Raw genomic sequence first — 17,350 nt, 5'->3', positions numbered from 1 at the left:
TCTTCATGCACAGTTGCTTTCTGCTTTCGTTTGAAGCAGCAAAGCAGTGCAGCCGGCCGCGAGAGCCAGGCGCCCGGCGCAAACGCGCCAACCTCCGTGAAAGCCGATGGGGTCGCAAGTCCCTTGTTCTAGGAGTCTGGACCCATGTCGTTTACCCGTAGACAAGTACTCGGCGGCATCGCCGGCCTGGCCGTGCTCGGCCTGGGCGCCGGTGGCGCGCGCCTCTGGCTGGCGCGCCCGCAGGTGGCCGCCGAGCACGATTACGAATTGATCGCCGCGCCGCTCGACCTGGAGCTGGTGCCCGGCCACAAGACCCCCGGCCTTGGCTATGGCGGCCAGGCTCCCGGCGTGGAGATCCGTGCGCGCCAGGGCGACTGGCTGCGGGTGCGCTTCACCAACAAGCTGGACGAGCCGACCACCATCCACTGGCACGGCATCCGCCTGCCCATCGAGATGGACGGCGTGCCCTACATCTCGCAGCCGCCGGTGCAGCCGGGCGAGAGCTTCGTCTACCAGTTCAAGACGCCGGACGCCGGCAGCTACTGGTATCACCCGCACCTGATGAGCAGCGAGCAACTGGGCCGTGGCCTGGTCGGGCCGCTGATCGTCGACGAGCGCGAGCCCACCGGGTTCACCCGCGAGAAAGTCCTCTGCCTGAAGACCTGGCACGTGGACGAGGAAGGCAACTTCACCGCCTTCAGCGTTCCCCGCGAGGCTGCGCGCGAAGGCACCCGCGGGCGCCTGTCGACGATCAACGGCGAACGCACGCCGGTGATCGAACTGCCCGCCGGCGAGATCGTCCGGGTGCGCCTGCTCAATGTCGACAACACTGTCACCTACCGCCTCAACCTGCCGGACGCCGAGGCGAAGATCTACGCCATCGACGGCCATCCGGTGGAGCCGCGCGACTTCGGCAAGGGACCCAAGGACCAGTACTGGATCGGCCCGGGCATGCGCCTGGAGCTGGGCATCCGTGGTCCGGCGGAAGGCACCGAGCTGTCGCTGCGCAACGGCCCGGTGCGTCTGGCGACCATCCGTGGCGTGGCCAATCCCAAGGCGCCCACGGCCAAATGGCCGGCTACGCTGCCGCACAACCCGGTGGCAGAGCCGGACCTGAAGAATGCCGAGACCATCAACTTCAAGTTCGAGTGGGTCGGCGCCATCTCCGACTACTCCAAGGGCCAGTCGGCGCCTTCGCTGTGGCAGATCAACGGCGTGGCCTGGCAGGGCGGCGAGGAGCACAAGCACAACGCGCCGCCGCTGGCCAGGCTCAAGGAAGGCAACAGCTACATCTTCGTGCTGCGCAACATGACCCAGTACCAGCACCCGATCCACCTGCATGGCATGGCCTTCAAGGTGCTGGATTCCGATCGTCGGGAGATCATTCCGTATTTCACCGATACCTACCTGCTGGGCAAGAATGAGACGGCACGCGTGGCGCTGGTGGCGGATAACCCCGGCCTGTGGATGTTCCACTGCCACGTGATCGATCACATGGAGACCGGACTGATGGGAACCATCGCGGTGGGCGAGGCATGGTGCGGCTGACCAACAGCAAGGGGCACCCGACGGTGAAGGGGCTGGCGCCGGTCATCGACCGCAGCCGGGACATCCCCTTCATGCGCGAGGCCCTGGCGCTGGCCGAGCAGGGCGCTGCGCTGGGCGAAGTGCCGGTGGGCGCAGTGCTGGTGCTGGACGGGCAGGTCATCGGTCGCGGCTTCAACCGGCCGATCACTTCCCATGATCCCAGCGCCCATGCCGAGATGGTCGCCATCCGCGAAGCTGCCGCCGCCGCGCAGAACTACCGCCTGCCGGGCAGCACTCTCTACGTCACCCTCGAACCCTGCAGCATGTGTGCTGGCCTGCTGGTGCACTCGCGCATCCAGCGCGTGGTGTTCGGCGCCACCGAGCCGAAGTCCGGCGTGGTGGTCAGCCGTGGCAACTTCTTCGAACAGGACTTCCTCAACCACCGGGTGCTGGTGGAAGGCGGGGTGCTGGGGGAGGAGTGCAGTGGGATGCTGTCGGCGTTCTTCAAGGCGCGGCGCAAGGGCTGAGTTCGGTTCGGCGTCGGCATGGCCCCGATTTGTAGGAGCGAGCCATGCTCGCGATCGCGGGCATGGCCCGCTTCTACAATGGAAATACCGATTTCAATCCGCGCTGGTCCTCAGAGCTTCTGATCCCGCCCATCCTCATCATCGGGCTTGGTCTTGTTCACCCCTGGCAGGTGCAGGCCGCTTTCGGCGAGCTGGCCGCCTTCCATCTGCGGCTGGGTCACCCAGGTGAGAATGTCGTAGTAGCGCCGCACGTTCTGCACGAAGTGCACGGTCTCGCCGCCGCGCGCGTAGCCGTAGCGAGTCTTGCGGTAGTACTGCTTCTGCGCCAGGCGCGGCAGCATCTTCTTTACGTCGAGCCACTTGTTCGGGTTCAGGCCTTCCTGTTCGGCCATCTTTCGCGCGTCTTCCAGGTGGGCGCCGCCGATGTTGTAGGCGGCCAGGGCGAACCAGGTGCGGTCCGGGTCCTTGATGCCCTCGGGCAGTTCGTCCTTGATCTGGGTGTAGTACTTGCTGCCGCCCTGGATGCTCTGCCGGGCGTCGAGGCGGTTGGCCACGCCCATCGCCTGCGCGGTGCGGTTGGTCAACATCATCAGGCCGCGTACGCCGGTCTTGGAGGTGGCGTCGGGCTGCCACATGGATTCCTGGTAGCCGATCGCAGCCAGCAGACGCCAGTCGGCGTCGAGCTTCTGGCCACTCTGGCGGAAATGCGGCTCGTACTTGGGCAGGCGCTGTTGCAGGTGCTGGGCGAAGGTATAGGCGCCGACGTAGCCCAGCACGTCCACATGGCCGTAGTAGCGGTCTTTCAGGCGTTGCAGCAGGCCGTCCTGCTTGGCCTTGTCGAGGAAGGCGTTGACCTTCTCCAGCAGGCTGTTGTCGTCTCCGGCCGGCAGCGCCCAGGCCAGGCCGCGGGAGTCGCCGAGGTCGAAGGCGACGCGGACGTTGGGGAAGTACACCTGGTTCATCGCCAGCTCATTGGAGTCGACCAGCGTGAGGTCGATCTCGCCGACGTCCACCATGCGCAGCAGGTCGACCATCTCGTCGGCGTCGGATTCGCGGTAGGTGATCTTGGGGAAGCGCTTCTTCAGTTCGGCCAACTGGGCAGCATGGCTGCTGCCCTTGAGTACGACGATGCGCTTGTCCTCCAGGTCCTCGGGGCGGGTAGGGCGCTGCGCGCCGTTGCGGTAGACGACCTGGGGCGTGACGTCGAGGTAGGCGTGCGAGTAATGCACCTGCGAGCTGCGGTCGCCGCCCGGGGTCAGGCCCGCGGCGGCGAGGTTGGGACCGCCCTCCCGGCTGAGCTGGCCATAGAGGTCTTCGATATTGTCGGCGGTTTCGATCTGCAGCTTGACCCCCAGGCTGTCGGCGAAGCGCTTGGCCAGCTCGTATTCGAAGCCGGTGTCGCCGTTGCGATCCTGGAAGTAGGTAGCGGGGCTGTTGCGGGTGATCACGCGCAGAACTCCGTCCTTCTGCACACGCTCCAGGGCTGTCGGGACTTTTGCCTCGGTACAGCCGGAAAGCAGCAGAAAGATACAGGTCGCCAAGAACCAGGTGGTGCGGCGCACGCGGGACACAGTCAGGGCAAGCATCGCAGCAGTATACGCAAAGGCCGTGCGGCGCCATATCTCGACAGGTTGACGCTTCTCTGCTAGCTGGAGTGCCGTTCGTCGGCATTTTCGCTGCGGAAGGCCGGGCGAAGCGGGTTGGCTGCGGGTGGCTCGAAGCTGTTCGAAGGTGAACGGCCGAATCGGTGGCGGTGGCAATGAGGAAGGTGCTTGAAAGGTGCCGCCGTCCCGCGCTTTACGGTAGAATGCACGGCCTCTGTGGGCCGGCCCGTCCGGCCCCACACACTTCCCCGTCTCCAGAGGCTGTTCCGACAATGCTGATCCTGCGCGGTGCTCCCGCCCTTTCCGCTTTCCGCCACGGCAAACTGCTCGACCTGCTGACCCAGCATGTGCCCGCCGTCACCGGGCTGTATGCCGAGTTTGCGCACTTCGCCGAGGTCACCGGAGCCCTCAACGCCGAGGAAGAACAGGTCCTGGCGCGCCTGCTCGAGTACGGCCCGAGCGTGCCGGTGCAGGAGCCCAGCGGCCGGCTGTTCCTGGTGGTGCCGCGCTTCGGCACCATCTCCCCGTGGTCGAGCAAGGCGTCGGACATTGCCCGCAACTGCGGCCTGGCCAAGATCGAGCGCATCGAGCGCGGCATCGCCTACTACGTCACCGGCGAGCTGAACGAAGCCGACGCGCAAGCCGTCGCCGCCCGCCTGCATGACCGCATGACCCAGCTGGTACTGGGCCAACTGGAAGAAGCCTCCAGCCTGTTCAGCCACGCCCAGCCCAAGCCGCTGACCGTGGTGGACATCCTCGCCGGCGGCCGCGCCGCGCTGGAGAAGGCCAACCTCGAGCTGGGCCTGGCCCTGGCCGAGGACGAGATCGACTACCTGGTGAAGAGCTTCGTCGAGATGGGCCGCAACCCGCACGACGTCGAGCTGATGATGTTCGCCCAGGCCAACTCCGAACACTGCCGCCACAAGATCTTCAACGCCAGTTGGGACATCGACGGCCAGGCTCAGGACAAGAGCCTGTTCGGCATGATCAAGAACACCTATGAAATGCACCGCGAGGGCGTGCTGTCCGCGTACAAGGACAACGCCGCGGTGATGAAAGGCTACGTCGCCGGCCGCTTCTACCCGAACGCCGAGACCCGCCAGTACGGCGCCAGCGAAGAGCCGGTGCACATCCTGATGAAGGTGGAAACCCACAACCACCCGACCGCCATCGCTCCCTTCCCCGGCGCCTCCACCGGCTCCGGCGGCGAGATCCGCGACGAAGGCGCGACCGGTCGTGGCGCCAAGCCCAAGGCCGGCCTGGTCGGCTTCACCGTCTCCAACCTGAACATCCCCGGTTTCGAGCAGCCCTGGGAAGTGCCCTACGGCAAGCCCGAGCGCATCGTCACCCCGCTGGACATCATGATCGAAGGCCCGCTGGGCGGCGCCGCGTTCAACAACGAATTCGGCCGACCGAACCTGGCCGGCTACTTCCGTACCTTCGAGCAGGCCATCGCCACCCCGCGCGGTGAGGAAGTTCGCGGTTACCACAAGCCGATCATGATCGCCGGCGGTCTGGGCAACATCCGCGAAGACCATGTGCAGAAGGGCGAGATCTCGGTCGGCGCCAAGCTGATCGTGCTCGGCGGCCCGGCCATGCTGATCGGCCTGGGTGGCGGCGCGGCGTCCTCGATGGCCACCGGCGCTTCCGCCGCCGACCTGGACTTCGCCTCGGTACAGCGCGAGAACCCGGAAATGGAACGCCGCTGCCAGGAGGTCATCGACCGCTGCTGGCAGCTGGGCGAGAACAACCCGATCAAGTTCATCCACGACGTGGGCGCGGGCGGTATTTCCAACGCCCTGCCGGAACTGATCAACGACGGCGGCCGTGGCGGCCGCTTCGAACTGCGCGCCGTGCCCAACGACGAGCCGGGCATGAGCCCGCTGGAAATCTGGTGCAACGAGTCGCAGGAACGCTACGTGATGTCGGTCGACGCCGCCGACTTCGAGACCTTCAAGGCCATCTGCGAGCGCGAGCGCTGCCCGTTCGCCGTGGTCGGCGAAGCCACCGAAGAGCTGCAACTGACCGTCGCCGACAGCCACTTCGGCAACAAACCGGTGGACATGCCGCTCGAAGTGCTGCTCGGCAAGCCGCCGCGCATGCACCGTTCGGTTACCCGCGAAGCCGAGCTGGGCGATGACTTCGCCGCCGCCGGCCTCGATCTCACCGAGTCCATCGAGCGCGTGCTGCGTCACCCGGCCGTGGCCAGCAAGAACTTCCTGATCACCATCGGCGACCGCACCATCACCGGCCTGGTTGCCCGCGACCAGATGGTCGGCCCGTGGCAGGTGCCGGTGGCCGATTGCGCCGTCACCGCCACCAGCTTCGACGTCTACACCGGCGAAGCGATGGCGATGGGCGAGCGTACTCCGCTGGCGGTGATCGACGCCCCGGCCTCCGGCCGCATGGCGATCGGCGAGACCATCACCAACCTGGCCGCCGCGAGCATCGACAGGATCTCCGAGATCAAGCTCTCCGCCAACTGGATGGCCGCCGCCGGCCACCCGGGCGAGGACGCGCGCCTGTACGACACCGTCAAGGCTGTCGGCATGGAGCTGTGCCCGGCGCTGGGCATCACCATCCCGGTGGGCAAGGACTCCATGTCCATGAAGACCCGCTGGCAGGAGGGCGACGCCGAGAAGAGCGTCACCTCGCCGATGTCGCTGATCATCTCCGGCTTCGCCCCGGTCAACGACGTGCGCAGGACCCTGACTCCGCAACTGCGCCTGGACAAGGGCGAGACCGACCTGATCGTCATCGACCTCGGCCGTGGCAAGAACCGCATGGGCGGCTCGATCCTCGCCCAGGTCAACGGCCAGATCGGCCGCGCCGCGCCGGACGTCGACGACGCCGAAGACCTCAAGGCCTTCTTCGCCGTGATCCAGGGCCTGAACGCCGACGGCCACCTGCTGGCCTACCACGACCGTTCCGACGGCGGCCTGATGGCCACCGTGGTGGAAATGGCCTTTGCCGGCCACTGCGGCCTCGACCTGCGCCTCGACGCGCTGGCCGACAGCCGTGAAGTCCTGCCCGCCGTCCTGTTCAACGAAGAGCTGGGTGCCGTGATCCAGGTGCGCGAAGGCGCCACTCCGGAAGTGCTGGCCCAGTTCAGCGCCGCCGGCCTGGAAGACTGCGTCGCCGTGATCGGCCAGCCGGTCAACGGCACCGACATCGACCTGGCCTTCAATGGCGAGCGTGTGTTCAGCGCCCAGCGCCGCAACCTGCAGCGCATCTGGAGCGAGACCAGCTATCGCATCCAGCGTATGCGTGACAACGCCGACTGCGCCGACCAGGAATTCGACGGCCTGCTGGAAGAAAGCAATCCCGGCCTGTCGGTGAAGCTGAACTTCGACGTCAACGACGACGTTGCCGCGCCGTACATCAAGAAAGGCGTGCGTCCGCAGATCGCCATCCTGCGCGAGCAGGGCGTCAACGGCCAGGTGGAGATGGCGGCGGCCTTCGACCGCGCCGGTTTCGCCGCCGTCGACGTGCACATGAGCGACATCCTCTCCGGCCGCATCAGCCTGGAGCAGTTCAAGGGCCTGGTGGCCTGCGGCGGCTTCTCCTACGGTGACGTACTGGGCGCCGGCGAAGGCTGGGCCAAGTCGATCCTGTTCAACGCCCGTGCCCGCGATGGCTTCCAGGCCTTCTTCGAGCGCAAGGACAGCTTCGCCCTCGGCGTGTGCAACGGTTGCCAGATGATGTCCAACCTGCACGAACTGATCCCCGGCACCGAGTTCTGGCCGCACTTCGTGCGCAACCGCTCCGAGCAGTTCGAAGCGCGCGTGGCGATGGTCCAGGTGCAGGAGTCGCAGTCGATCTTCCTGCAGGGCATGGCTGGTTCGCGCCTGCCGATCGCCATCGCCCACGGCGAAGGCCATGCGGAGTTCGAGAGCGAGGAAGCGCTGCTGGAAGCCGACCTGTCCGGCTGCGTGTCGCTGCGTTTCGTCGACAACCTGGGCAAGGTTACCGAGAGCTACCCGGCCAACCCGAACGGCTCGCCCCGTGGCATCACCGGCCTGACCAGCCGCGACGGCCGCGTCACCATCATGATGCCGCACCCGGAGCGCGTGTTCCGCGCCGTGCAGAACTCCTGGCGTCCGGACGAGTGGGAAGAGGACGGCGGCTGGATGCGCATGTTCCGCAACGCCCGCGTCTGGGTCGGCTGAGTCCGGTTTCCGGTGAAACCTGAAAAGGGGAAGGCTTCGGCCTTCCCTTTTTCTTTGGGGCGCAGGGCGTACAACCGTTCGGGGTGGTACGCCGTTTCATCCTGGTTGGCCGCTGGCGCCAGGGTTGAGCTCTCGGAGCGCCTTGGGGCCACGGCCAATCGGCGTATAGCGGCGAACGTTATACGCCTACGTAGGAAGAGGAGTGGGCTTTGGCTGATCAGATGCTTCCTGAAGTCCGCTCGGTTGCGCCGGGGCAGGTTCTTCGCCTGTGCCGCTGCGGGCAGTGCGCGAGCCGGCCGGACGCCGCCGAAGGTTGTGCGGATGCGCTGGATATGACGGTGGGGCGCGAGCGGTACCTGTCGCTCTGCCGCTGCGGCCGTTCGGCGAGCCTGCCCCATTGCGATGGCGCCCATGCACCCGAGGCGTCCGGGCTGAAGGCGCGCTGGCAGCGCTTCATGGGGCGCTGATCTCGAAGTCGATCACAGATTTCGTACAAAGTCGCTCGCCGGCGAATGCCCGTGGAACCCGGCGGTCGAACTTTCCCGATGACTCGCGGGTCATAAGAGGCAATGTGCCACTATTTGTGGCAGCATTTGCCAAGCGTGGCGCCATCTGCCACGGCGTTCCCTGTTTCGATCTCCCTGATTCGGAGCGTTCGATGTACAAATTTTGTTTTTACGTTCCGGAGAGCCATCTGGAGCCGGTCAAGAAGGCGGTATTCGCCGTGGGTGCGGGACGCATCGGTGCCTATGACAGCTGCTGCTGGCAGGCATTGGGACAGGGGCAATTCCGACCGTTGCAGGGTAGCAACCCGTTCATCGGCCAGACGGGTACCGTCGAGCAGGTGGCCGAGTGGAAGGTCGAGATGGTGGTGGCCGACGAACTGATCCATGACTCGGTCAAGGCCCTGAAGGCCGCGCATCCATACGAGACGCCGGCCTTCGAGGTTTGGCGGCTGTCGGACATGGTGTTCTGACACCAATGAAAAAGGCGCCCTTGGGCGCCTTTTTCATTGCTGTGTCCAGTCAGGGACGAATTTCGATCAGCGTGCCGTCCTTCACCAGGCTCCAGACCTCGCGCAGGTCGGCGTTGGTCATGGCGATGCAGCCGTTGGTCCAGTCGAGGGTGGAGAAGTACCACTCGGGGTATTCCTCATCCAGCGGGGTGCCGTGGATCATGATCATGCCGCCCGGCGACAGGTTCTTCTCCCGCGCCTTGGCGACGTCGCGCGCGTTGGGGTAGGAGATGTGCATCGAGAGGTTGTACTTTTCGCTGGTCTTGCGCCAGTCGACCCAGTAGAAGCCTTCCGGCGTGCGGTTGTCGCCCTCGGCGAGCTTCGGGCCCTGCGGGCGCTTGCCCAGGGAGACGCGGTAGCTCTTGAGAATCTTGCCGTTGCTCAACAGGTGCAATTTGCGCTCGGACTTGAGCACGAGAATCTTGTCGATATGACCGTCGAGCGTAGGCGTCGCATTGGCGTGCGAGAACGCTGCGAAAGTCAGACAAAGGACGGCGATCAGCCAGCGCATCGAAACGTATTCCCCAGTGATCCTAATGCCTTAGAGGCGGTGTAGAAGTCTTTTAGTTCTTTTTCTGTGCCAGCATTGGTGCGATGGCTTCGTTGCGCACCGGAAAACTCCGCTGGAGCCGATCCGCAAAGTAGCATTCTAAGGTACGGCCCACCGTGGGAAAAGCCAGCTCGCCCCACGGGATGTCGGATTCCTTGAACAGCGCCACCTCCAGGCTCTCTTCGCCGGCGCGAAAGTCCAGGTCCGCCAGTTCGGCGCGGAAGAACATGTACACCTGGCTGATGTGCGGCAGGTCGAAGAGGGTATAGAGCTGCAGGCCTTGAACGCGGGCGCAGGCTTCCTCGAGGGTTTCCCGGGCGGCGGCCTGCTCCAGGGTCTCGCCGTTTTCCATGAAGCCGGCCGGCAGAGTCCAGAAACCCTGGCGCGGCTGGATGGCGCGGCGGCACAGGAGGATGCGGCCTTCCCACACCGGCAGGCAGCCGGCGACGATCCGGGGGTTCTGGTAATGCACGGTATGGCACTGGTCGCAGACGTAGCGCGGGCGGTTGTCTCCGCCGGGGATGCGCAGGCTCACGGGAGCGCCGCACTGACTGCAGAATTTCATGCCGGTTCCTTATTCGAATGTGCATCCATCTTGCGCGCAGCGCCAGGCACGCAGCAAGAGGGCGGGGCTTGGGCAGTTCGGTCTTTCGTGCCATGATCGTTCAATTAAAAGAATCGGCCCTTTTCCGCAGGATGTTCGGCATGCTGGACCAGCTGCGCCAACGCATACAGGCGCACACGCCTCGCGATTTCGAAACGGACCGCAGCTTCCCGGAAGCGGCGGTCCTGCTCCCCATCACTCCCCGTGAAGAGCTCGTGCTCACCCTGCGCGCGACGGGGTTGTCCACCCACAGCGGCGAGGTGGCGTTCCCGGGTGGGCGGCGCGACCCCGAGGACGTCGACCTGATCCATACCGCCCTGCGCGAGGCGGAGGAGGAAATCGCCCTGCCGCCGGGGTTGGTGGAGGTGGTCGGGCCGCTGAGCACATTGCTGTCCCGCCACGGCATCATGGTCAAGCCATTCGTCGGCTTCGTTCCGGATTTCGTCGAGTACCGTCCCAATGACGGCGAGATCGCCGAAGTCTTCACGGTGCCGCTGGAGTTCTTCCGTGGCGACCCGCGGGAAACCACCCATCGCATCGATTATTTCGGCCGCAGCTGGTACGTCCCCAGCTACCTCTACGAGGGGTACAAGATCTGGGGGCTGTCCGCGATCATGCTGGTCGAGCTGGTCAATCTGTTGTACGACGCCCGTATCGACCTGCACCAGCCGCCCGCGCAGTTTATCAAGCTGAGCTGACGCCATTTCCCGTAGCCAAGAGAACAATGAGCGGCCCCCGCCTGAGGAGTACCCCATGAAATACCGCCTGGGCTCGTCCCACGTCGAAACCCATCCGGAAAGCTGGATCGCCCCCACCGCCACGGTGATCGGCAAGGTTCGCCTGGATGCCGGCGCCAGCGTGTGGTTCAACGCCGTGCTGCGCGGCGACAACGAACTGATCCACATCGGCGAGAACAGCAACGTGCAGGATGGCACCGTCATGCACACCGACATGGGCTTCCCGCTGACCCTGGGCAAGGGCGTGACCATCGGCCACAACGCCATGCTGCATGGCTGCCAGGTGGGCGACTACAGCCTCGTCGGCATCAATGCGGTGATCCTCAACGGCGCGAAGATCGGCAAGTACTGCATCATCGGCGCCAACGCGCTGATCCCCGAGGGCAAGGAAATCCCCGACGGCTCGCTGGTGATGGGTTCGCCCGGCAAGGTGGTGCGCGAGCTGACCGAGCCGCAGAAGAAGATCCTCGAAGCCAGCGCCGCCCATTACGTGCACAACGCCCAGCGCTACGCCCGCGAGCTGGCCGAGCAGGACGAATGACCGCCGAGCGTCCCGTGGCCTCGCCTTGCGTGCACGTTTGTGCGCTGGATGACGCCGACATCTGCCTGGGCTGCCAGCGCAGCGCCGACGAAATCACCCGTTGGGGCCTGATGGACAACGCCGAGCGCCGCGAAGTGCTCAGGCGTTGCGATGAACGTGCCCGCCAACAGGGCGTGCTGATCTAGCGCGCCGTCGAATTTTTCATTTCCCGAGGTTCACGCAATGCCCCGTATTGGAACTCCCCTGTCGCCGAGCGCGACCCGCGTACTGCTCTGTGGCTCCGGCGAACTGGGCAAGGAAGTGGCGATCGAACTGCAGCGCCTGGGCTGCGAAGTCATCGCCGTGGACCGCTATGCGAATGCGCCCGCCATGCAGGTTGCGCATCGCAGTCATGTGATCAGCATGCTCGACGGAGTTGCCCTGCGCGCGGTGATCGAGCAGGAGAAGCCGCACTACATCGTGCCGGAGATCGAAGCCATCGCCACCGCGACCCTGGTCGAGCTGGAGAGCGAAGGCTACACCGTCATCCCCACCGCCCGCGCCGCGCAGCTGACCATGAACCGCGAGGGCATCCGGCGCCTGGCAGCTGAAGAGCTGGGCCTGCCGACCTCGCCCTACCACTTCGCCGATACCTACGAAGACTACGCCGCCGGCGTCGCCGCCGTGGGCTATCCGTGCGTGGTGAAACCGATCATGAGTTCCTCCGGCAAGGGCCAGAGCGTGCTGAAGTCCGACGCCGACCTGAAGACCGCCTGGGACTACGCCCAGGAAGGTGGCCGCGCCGGCAAGGGCCGTATCATCGTCGAGGGTTTCATCGACTTCGACTACGAAATCACCCTGCTGACCGTCCGTCACATTGGCGGTACCACCTTCTGCGCACCCATCGGCCACCGCCAGGTGAAGGGCGACTACCACGAGTCCTGGCAGCCCCAGGCGATGAGCCCGAAGGCGCTGGCCGAGTCCGAGCGCGTGGCCAGGGCGGTCACCGAGGCGCTGGGCGGCCGTGGCCTGTTCGGCGTCGAGCTGTTCGTGAAGGGCGATGAGGTGTGGTTCAGCGAGGTCTCGCCGCGTCCGCACGACACCGGCCTGGTCACCCTGATTTCCCAGGACCTCTCCGAGTTCGCCCTGCACGCCCGCGCCATCCTCGGCCTGCCGATCCCGGTGATCCGCCAGCTGGGCGACTCCGCCTCGGCGGTGATCCTGGTGGAAGGCAAGTCGCAGCAGGTGTCCTTCGGCAATCTTGGTGCCGCGCTGAGCGAGCCGGACACCGCCCTGCGCCTGTTCGGCAAGCCCGAAGTGGACGGCCAGCGGCGCATGGGCGTGGCCCTGGCGCGCGATGAGTCGATCGACGCGGCCCGTGCCAAGGCGACTCGCGCGGCCCGGGCGGTCAACGTCGAGCTGTGAGCCGCTGGGCGGGGCTGATGTGGTGGGCGGCGGCGGTGCCGCTGCTGCCGCTGGCCCTGCCCCTGGCCGTGCGTACCCGGCGCACGGCCTTGCGCCTGGCGCCGGCCGCGGGCGTCTGCGAGGGCGTCGCTGGCACTGAGCGAACCGGCGCCCCCTTCCGCTTGCTGTTGCTCGGCGAGTCCACGGTGGCCGGGGTCGGCGCCTCCTGCCTGGATTTCGCCCTGGCGGGACGTCTGGCGGTCGCGCTGTCCGCTCGTCTGGGGCGGCCCGTTGCCTGGCGTGCGGTGGGGGAAAACGGCATCACGGCCGGCGAGGCCTGCGAGCGCCTGCTGCCGGTGACTGCGGATCAGGATTACGACCTGGTGGCGCTGGTCTTCGGCGTCAACGACACCACGCATTTCAGCTCCAGCCAGCGCTGGCGAGGCGCTTTGACGCAACTCATCGAGCATTTCCGCAAGCGTGGTGCGCGGGTCGTGTGCACGGCTGTGCCGCCACTGCAGCACTTCATCGCGCTGCCCTGGTTGTTGCGGCAATTGCTCGGCTGGCGCGCGGCGCTGCTGGATCGCCAGCTCGGCGCCCTGGCGCAGGCCCAGGGCGCGGGGTATTGCGAGGTCAGCCTGGAGATGCAGCCGCAGTTCCTCGCGATCGATGGCTATCACCCGTCGGCGTTGGGCTATCAGATCTGGGGCGAGCATCTGGCCGAATGGCTGGTGCAGCCGTTGTCCACCAAAGCTGCGCCCGGAGCGCACAGCCCTTCGTAGGAGCGAGCTTGCTCGCGAACAGGTGCGGCGACCCGGGCGGGAGAAGCTTCGCGAGCAAGCTCGCTCCTACAGGGGCGGAAGCTCGGTAGAGGGGATGTCTAGGCGTTCCCCTCAGTCCTACAGAAAAGCGTCAGCGGATGTGGTTCAGATCAGCTTCGCGGGTCTCGCGCAGGCACAGCACGGCCAGCAGGCTGAGCGCTGCCGCGACCGAGACATAACCGCCGACCCAGCTCAACCCGCCCATGCCCACCAGCTTCTGCGCGATGTACGGCGCGACCGACGCACCGAGAATGCCGCCCAGGTTGTACGCCGCCGAAGCACCGGTGTAGCGCACGTGAGTGGGGAAGAGCTCCGGCAGCAGCGCACCCATCGGGGCGAAGGTCACGCCCATCAGGAACAGCTCCAGTGAGAGGAAGACCGCCACCTCCACCGACGAGCCGGCGCTCAGCAGTGGCTGCATGGTGAAGCCCGAGGCGATGGCGGCGATGCAGCCGACGATCAGCGCAGGTTTGCGCCCGAAGCGGTCGCTCAGCCATGCGGAAACCGGCGTGGCGGCGGCCATGAACAGCACCGCGATGCACAGCAGGCCGAGGAACTGTTCGCGGCTGTAACCCAGGCTGCTCACGCCGTAGCTCAGCGAGAACACCGTGGAGATATAGAACAGCGCGTAGCACACCACCATTGCCAGGGCGCCGAGCAGGGTCGGCCGCCAGTGTTTGGCGAACAGCTCGGCGATCGGCAGGCTGGAGCGCTCGTGGCGCATCATGGCCTTGGCGAACACCGGGGTTTCCACCAGTTTCAGGCGCACATAGAGGCCGACGATCACCAGCACGGCGCTGAGAATGAACGGAATGCGCCAGCCCCAGGCGCGGAACTGTTCCTCGCTGAGCAGCATGGCCAGGCAGAGGAACAGGCCGTTGGCGGCGAGAAAGCCGATCGACGGGCCCATCTGCGGGAACATGCCGAACCAGGCGCGGCGGCCCTTGGGCGCGTTCTCCGTGGCCAGCAGCGCGGCGCCGCCCCATTCGCCGCCCAGCCCCAGGCCCTGGCCGAAGCGCAGCACGCAGAGGAGGATCGGCGCCCAGGCGCCGATGCTGTCGTAGCCGGGCAGCAGGCCGATCAGGGTGGTGGAGACGCCCATCAGCAGCAGCGAGGCCACCAGGGTCGATTTGCGTCCGATGCGGTCGCCGAAGTGGCCGAACAGCGCCGAGCCCAGCGGGCGAGCGAGGAAGGCGATACCGAAGGTGATGAAGGCGCTCAGCGCCTGGGCGGCGCCGGAGGTCTGCGGGAAGAACACCGGGCCGATCACCAGCGCGGCGGCGGTGGCGTAGACGTAGAAGTCGTAGAACTCGATGGCGGTGCCGATGAAGCTGGCCACCGCGACGCGGGTGGTGGAGTTGGTCTGTTCGGCCGGCTGTGCGGTGTCGAGGGTGGTGCTGGTCATGCGGGTCTATCCCTGGCAGTCATGGCTGGCAGACGACTCTACGGTCGTGTCCGGCGTCATAGGAGGCATCGCCGTGGCGCGAGACGCAAAGCGCGGCCCGGGGTCGGGGCGGGGGAGGCGCGGCTCGCGGCGGGTCGGGGCGAGGCCGGCTGCTTCGCAAGGCAACGACGCGGGGTCGAGGCTCGGCGGGCGTGCGGGTGACTGGCCAGCGGCACGGCGCGGATAGCGACGGTGGCTGGCGGGAGGCTGGGTAAGCCGTCCGGATTATAGGGGCGGGCGGGGCCGCTCAGGCAAGCTCGTCGCGATGCGGCGCGGGTGGTGCGGGAGGCGTAGCAATGCCGGGTTGCCAGACGCGCACGCTCTTCACGCGGTTTTCGCCGGACTGGAGGATCTCCAGGCGGTAGCGACCGATCTTCAGGCACACCGCGCAGTCGGGGATCTGCTCGAGGGCTTCGGTGACCAGGCCGTTGAGGGTCTTGGGGCCGTCGCTGGGCAGTTGCCAGCCCAGGGAGCGGTTGAGGTCGCGCAGGTTGGCCGAGCCGTCGATCACATAGGTGCCGTCGGCCTGCGGATGGATATCGGGGTTGCGCAGGGCGTCCTGGTTGCTGAACTCGCCGACGATCTCTTCGAGGATGTCTTCCAGGGTGATGATGCCGATCACCTCGCCGTACTCGTCGACGACGATGCCGATGCGCCGCTTCTGCTTCTGGAAGTTGATCAGCTGGGTCGACAGCGGCGTGCTCTCGGGCACGAAGTAGGGCTCCAGGCAGGCGGCCTCGAGGCTTTCCTTGGTCAACTGGTTGTGCGTCAGCAGCCGTGCGATCTGCCGCATGTGGACGATGCCTTCGACCTGGTTGATGTCGTTGCGGAACACCGGCAGGCGGGTGTGCGTGGTGTTGCGCAGTTGGCCGATGATGGTTTCCAGCTCGTCGTCCAGGTCGATGCCCTGCACTTCGTTGCGCGGGATCATCAGGTCGTTCACCGTGATCTTTTCCAGGTCGAGGATGCTCAGCAGCATGTCCTGGCGGTTGGCGGTGAGTTTCTCGCTGGATTCGCTGACCACGCTCTTGAGCTCATCGCTGCTCAGTGGCCTGCTGGCGCGCTGGGTCGGGTCGAGGCCGCAGGCGCGCAGCAGCAGGTTGCTCACCCCGGTCATCAGCCACAGCAACGGGCTGAACAGCTTCTGCAGCCACAGCAGTGGCAGGCTGGCGGGGAAGGCGACGCGCTCGGGGCGCAGCGTGGCGTAGGTCTTGGGGGTGATCTCGCCGAAGATCAGCAGCACCAGGGTCAGGACGATGGTGGTCGGCGCGACGGCGGCCTCGCCCCACAGGCGCAGGGCCAGCAGGGTGGCCAGGGCGGAGGCGACGACGTTGACGAAGTTGTTGCCGATCAGGATGGTGCCCAGCAGCCGGTCGGTGCGCAGCAGCAGCCAACTGGTGCGCCGCGCGCCGCGATTGCCCTGCTTGGACAGGTGGCGCAGGCGGTAGCGGTCGAGACTGAGGACGCCGGTCTCGACGCTGGAGAAGAACGCGGAACACAGCAGCAGGAAGACCAGCAGGCCGATCAGATAGCCGGGGTGGATGTCGCCCATGCGTCGGTTTCCTTCGGCGTTTCGCGGCGGTGCGGCACCGCCGCCAGCGTCAGATGTGCAGGATGAATTCCTTGACCAGCTTGCTGCCGAAATAGGCCAGCATCAACAGGCAGAAGCCCGCCAGGGTCCAGCGGATCGCCTTGTGCCCGCGCCAGCCGAGCTGGTGGCGGCCCCACAGCAGCACCGCGAACACCACCCAGGCGAAGCAGGACAGGATGGTCTTGTGTGCCAGGTGCTGGGCGAACAGGTTGTCGACGAACAGCCAGCCGGAGATCAGCGACAGCGAGAGCAGCGACCAGCCGCCCCAGAGGAAGCCGAACAGCAGGCTTTCCATGGTCTGCAGCGGCGGGAAGTTGCGGATCAGGCCCGACGGGTGCTTGTGCTTGAGCTGGTGATCCTGCACCAGTAGCAGCAGCGCCTGGACCACGGCGATGGTCAGCAGGCCGTAGGCCAGGATCGACAGCAGGATGTGCGCGAGGATGCCCGGTTGCTCGTTGATCGGCTCGATGGTGCCGTGGGGCATCAGCACGGCCAGCAGGGTAGTCAGGGCACCGAGCGGATAGAGGAGGATCAGCAGGTTCTCTACCGGGATGCGCAGGCAGGCCAGCAGCGTCAGTGCGGTGACCGCGGCGGAAATCAGGCTGGCGGCGTTGAAGAAGTCCAGCACCAGGCCGCCGGGTGTCAGCAGTTCCTGGCTCAGGCTATAGGCCTGGCAGAGCAGGGCGACCAAGCCCAGCAGGAGCAGCAGCGGTCTCTGCGGTGGGGTGCGGCGGGCCAGGCTCACGCTCTGGTAGACGGTGGTGCCGATATAAAGGACGGCGGCGATCAGGCTGGGCAGCAGAGGTTGCATAAGTCCTTGGAACAGTCCTTGGAAGG

General features: G+C 66.2%; 16 protein-coding genes. 10 read left to right on the top strand and 6 right to left on the bottom strand.

Annotated features, from left to right (window positions below):
- Nucleotides 1-144: 144 nt before the first annotated feature.
- Complete coding sequence (locus tag H681_RS18830) at nucleotides 145-1,548, top strand: multicopper oxidase family protein (protein ID WP_015478472.1); 1,404 nt, start codon at nucleotides 145-147, stop codon at nucleotides 1,546-1,548.
- Complete coding sequence (gene tadA, locus H681_RS18825) at nucleotides 1,536-2,054, top strand: tRNA adenosine(34) deaminase TadA (RefSeq protein ID WP_015478471.1); 519 nt, start codon at nucleotides 1,536-1,538, stop codon at nucleotides 2,052-2,054. The genes H681_RS18830 and tadA overlap by 13 nt, the downstream gene beginning before the upstream one ends.
- A gap of 110 nt (nucleotides 2,055-2,164) precedes the next feature.
- Here the strand turns inward: tadA and mltF are convergent, their stop codons facing one another.
- Nucleotides 2,165-3,640 (bottom strand): membrane-bound lytic murein transglycosylase MltF, encoded by a 1,476-nt coding sequence (gene mltF / locus H681_RS18820; RefSeq protein WP_015478470.1) that lies wholly within the window; start codon nucleotides 3,638-3,640, stop codon nucleotides 2,165-2,167.
- Nucleotides 3,641-3,930: 290 nt separating this feature from the next.
- Here mltF and purL point away from each other — a divergent pair, with 290 nt between their 5' ends.
- The 3 genes from purL to H681_RS18805 all read left to right on the top strand — a co-directional run bounded on the left by purL (nucleotide 3,931) and on the right by H681_RS18805 (nucleotide 8,803).
- Entirely contained in the window at nucleotides 3,931-7,827 is a 3,897-nt protein-coding gene (gene purL, locus H681_RS18815) for a phosphoribosylformylglycinamidine synthase (RefSeq protein ID WP_015478469.1), read from the top strand.
- 209 nt (nucleotides 7,828-8,036) lie between these two features.
- Nucleotides 8,037-8,294, top strand: a complete 258-nt coding sequence (locus H681_RS26010) for a CDGSH iron-sulfur domain-containing protein (protein WP_236620487.1) — start codon at nucleotides 8,037-8,039, stop codon at nucleotides 8,292-8,294.
- Between the two features lie 191 nt (nucleotides 8,295-8,485).
- Nucleotides 8,486-8,803: a Nif3-like dinuclear metal center hexameric protein gene (locus H681_RS18805; protein WP_015478467.1), complete on the top strand. Its 318-nt coding sequence runs from the start codon at nucleotides 8,486-8,488 to the stop codon at nucleotides 8,801-8,803.
- A gap of 49 nt (nucleotides 8,804-8,852) precedes the next feature.
- Here the strand turns inward: H681_RS18805 and H681_RS18800 are convergent, their stop codons facing one another.
- Together H681_RS18800 and H681_RS18795 are read right to left on the bottom strand one after the other, a co-directional pair.
- On the bottom strand, nucleotides 8,853-9,353 hold the full coding sequence (locus tag H681_RS18800) for a L,D-transpeptidase family protein (RefSeq protein ID WP_015478466.1): 501 nt from the start codon (nucleotides 9,351-9,353) through the stop codon (nucleotides 8,853-8,855).
- Nucleotides 9,354-9,405: 52 nt separating this feature from the next.
- Nucleotides 9,406-9,957, bottom strand: coding sequence for an NUDIX hydrolase (locus H681_RS18795; protein WP_015478465.1), 552 nt, complete (start codon nucleotides 9,955-9,957; stop codon nucleotides 9,406-9,408).
- A gap of 140 nt (nucleotides 9,958-10,097) precedes the next feature.
- Here H681_RS18795 and H681_RS18790 point away from each other — a divergent pair, with 140 nt between their 5' ends.
- From H681_RS18790 to H681_RS18770, 5 genes are read left to right on the top strand one after another with little or no spacing between them, the layout of a single operon-like run.
- Entirely contained in the window at nucleotides 10,098-10,694 is a 597-nt protein-coding gene (locus H681_RS18790) for a CoA pyrophosphatase (protein ID WP_015478464.1), read from the top strand.
- A gap of 55 nt (nucleotides 10,695-10,749) precedes the next feature.
- Nucleotides 10,750-11,274, top strand: a complete 525-nt coding sequence (locus H681_RS18785; RefSeq protein WP_015478463.1) for a gamma carbonic anhydrase family protein — start codon at nucleotides 10,750-10,752, stop codon at nucleotides 11,272-11,274.
- Entirely contained in the window at nucleotides 11,271-11,459 is a 189-nt protein-coding gene (locus H681_RS18780; RefSeq protein ID WP_015478462.1) for a DUF1289 domain-containing protein, read from the top strand. Before H681_RS18785 ends, H681_RS18780 begins: the two co-directional genes overlap by 4 nt.
- 37 nt (nucleotides 11,460-11,496) lie before the next feature.
- Nucleotides 11,497-12,678: a formate-dependent phosphoribosylglycinamide formyltransferase gene (gene purT / locus H681_RS18775; RefSeq protein WP_015478461.1), complete on the top strand. Its 1,182-nt coding sequence runs from the start codon at nucleotides 11,497-11,499 to the stop codon at nucleotides 12,676-12,678.
- Complete coding sequence (locus H681_RS18770) at nucleotides 12,675-13,439, top strand: SGNH/GDSL hydrolase family protein (RefSeq protein WP_051070447.1); 765 nt, start codon at nucleotides 12,675-12,677, stop codon at nucleotides 13,437-13,439. Before purT ends, H681_RS18770 begins: the two co-directional genes overlap by 4 nt.
- Nucleotides 13,440-13,569: 130 nt before the next feature.
- Here the strand turns inward: H681_RS18770 and H681_RS18765 are convergent, their stop codons facing one another.
- From H681_RS18765 to H681_RS18755, 3 genes are all read right to left on the bottom strand, one after another.
- Nucleotides 13,570-14,883, bottom strand: a complete 1,314-nt coding sequence (locus H681_RS18765) for an MFS transporter (RefSeq protein ID WP_015478459.1) — start codon at nucleotides 14,881-14,883, stop codon at nucleotides 13,570-13,572.
- 286 nt (nucleotides 14,884-15,169) lie between these two features.
- Nucleotides 15,170-16,474: an HlyC/CorC family transporter gene (locus H681_RS18760; RefSeq protein WP_015478458.1), complete on the bottom strand. Its 1,305-nt coding sequence runs from the start codon at nucleotides 16,472-16,474 to the stop codon at nucleotides 15,170-15,172.
- Between the two features lie 49 nt (nucleotides 16,475-16,523).
- The gene (locus tag H681_RS18755) at nucleotides 16,524-17,324 is read right to left on the bottom strand and encodes a cytochrome C assembly family protein (protein WP_015478457.1); all 801 of its coding nucleotides are present in this window, start codon (nucleotides 17,322-17,324) and stop codon (nucleotides 16,524-16,526) included.
- Nucleotides 17,325-17,350 lie beyond the last annotated feature (26 nt).

The sequence above is a fragment of the Pseudomonas sp. ATCC 13867 genome (assembly GCF_000349845.1).
Classification (GTDB): Bacteria; Pseudomonadota; Gammaproteobacteria; order Pseudomonadales; family Pseudomonadaceae; genus Pseudomonas.
The sequence above is the reverse complement of the archived record's forward strand: the minus strand, read 5'-3'. Positions and strand labels throughout refer to the sequence as shown.

Bases quoted from the DNA above. Each gene is read 5' to 3' on its own strand.
- H681_RS18830 (WP_015478472.1), top strand. From the start codon at position 145: ATGTCGTTTACCCGTAGACAAGTACTCGGCGGCATCGCCGGCCTGGCC.
- tadA (WP_015478471.1), top strand. From the start codon at position 1,536: ATGGTGCGGCTGACCAACAGCAAGGGGCACCCGACGGTGAAGGGGCTG.
- mltF (WP_015478470.1), bottom strand. From the start codon at position 3,640: ATGCTTGCCCTGACTGTGTCCCGCGTGCGCCGCACCACCTGGTTCTTG.
- purL (WP_015478469.1), top strand. From the start codon at position 3,931: ATGCTGATCCTGCGCGGTGCTCCCGCCCTTTCCGCTTTCCGCCACGGC.
- H681_RS18805 (WP_015478467.1), top strand. From the start codon at position 8,486: ATGTACAAATTTTGTTTTTACGTTCCGGAGAGCCATCTGGAGCCGGTC.
- H681_RS18800 (WP_015478466.1), bottom strand. From the start codon at position 9,353: ATGCGCTGGCTGATCGCCGTCCTTTGTCTGACTTTCGCAGCGTTCTCG.
- H681_RS18795 (WP_015478465.1), bottom strand. From the start codon at position 9,957: ATGAAATTCTGCAGTCAGTGCGGCGCTCCCGTGAGCCTGCGCATCCCC.
- H681_RS18790 (WP_015478464.1), top strand. From the start codon at position 10,098: ATGCTGGACCAGCTGCGCCAACGCATACAGGCGCACACGCCTCGCGAT.
- H681_RS18785 (WP_015478463.1), top strand. From the start codon at position 10,750: ATGAAATACCGCCTGGGCTCGTCCCACGTCGAAACCCATCCGGAAAGC.
- H681_RS18780 (WP_015478462.1), top strand. From the start codon at position 11,271: ATGACCGCCGAGCGTCCCGTGGCCTCGCCTTGCGTGCACGTTTGTGCG.
- purT (WP_015478461.1), top strand. From the start codon at position 11,497: ATGCCCCGTATTGGAACTCCCCTGTCGCCGAGCGCGACCCGCGTACTG.
- H681_RS18765 (WP_015478459.1), bottom strand. From the start codon at position 14,883: ATGACCAGCACCACCCTCGACACCGCACAGCCGGCCGAACAGACCAAC.
- H681_RS18760 (WP_015478458.1), bottom strand. From the start codon at position 16,474: ATGGGCGACATCCACCCCGGCTATCTGATCGGCCTGCTGGTCTTCCTG.
- H681_RS18755 (WP_015478457.1), bottom strand. From the start codon at position 17,324: ATGCAACCTCTGCTGCCCAGCCTGATCGCCGCCGTCCTTTATATCGGC.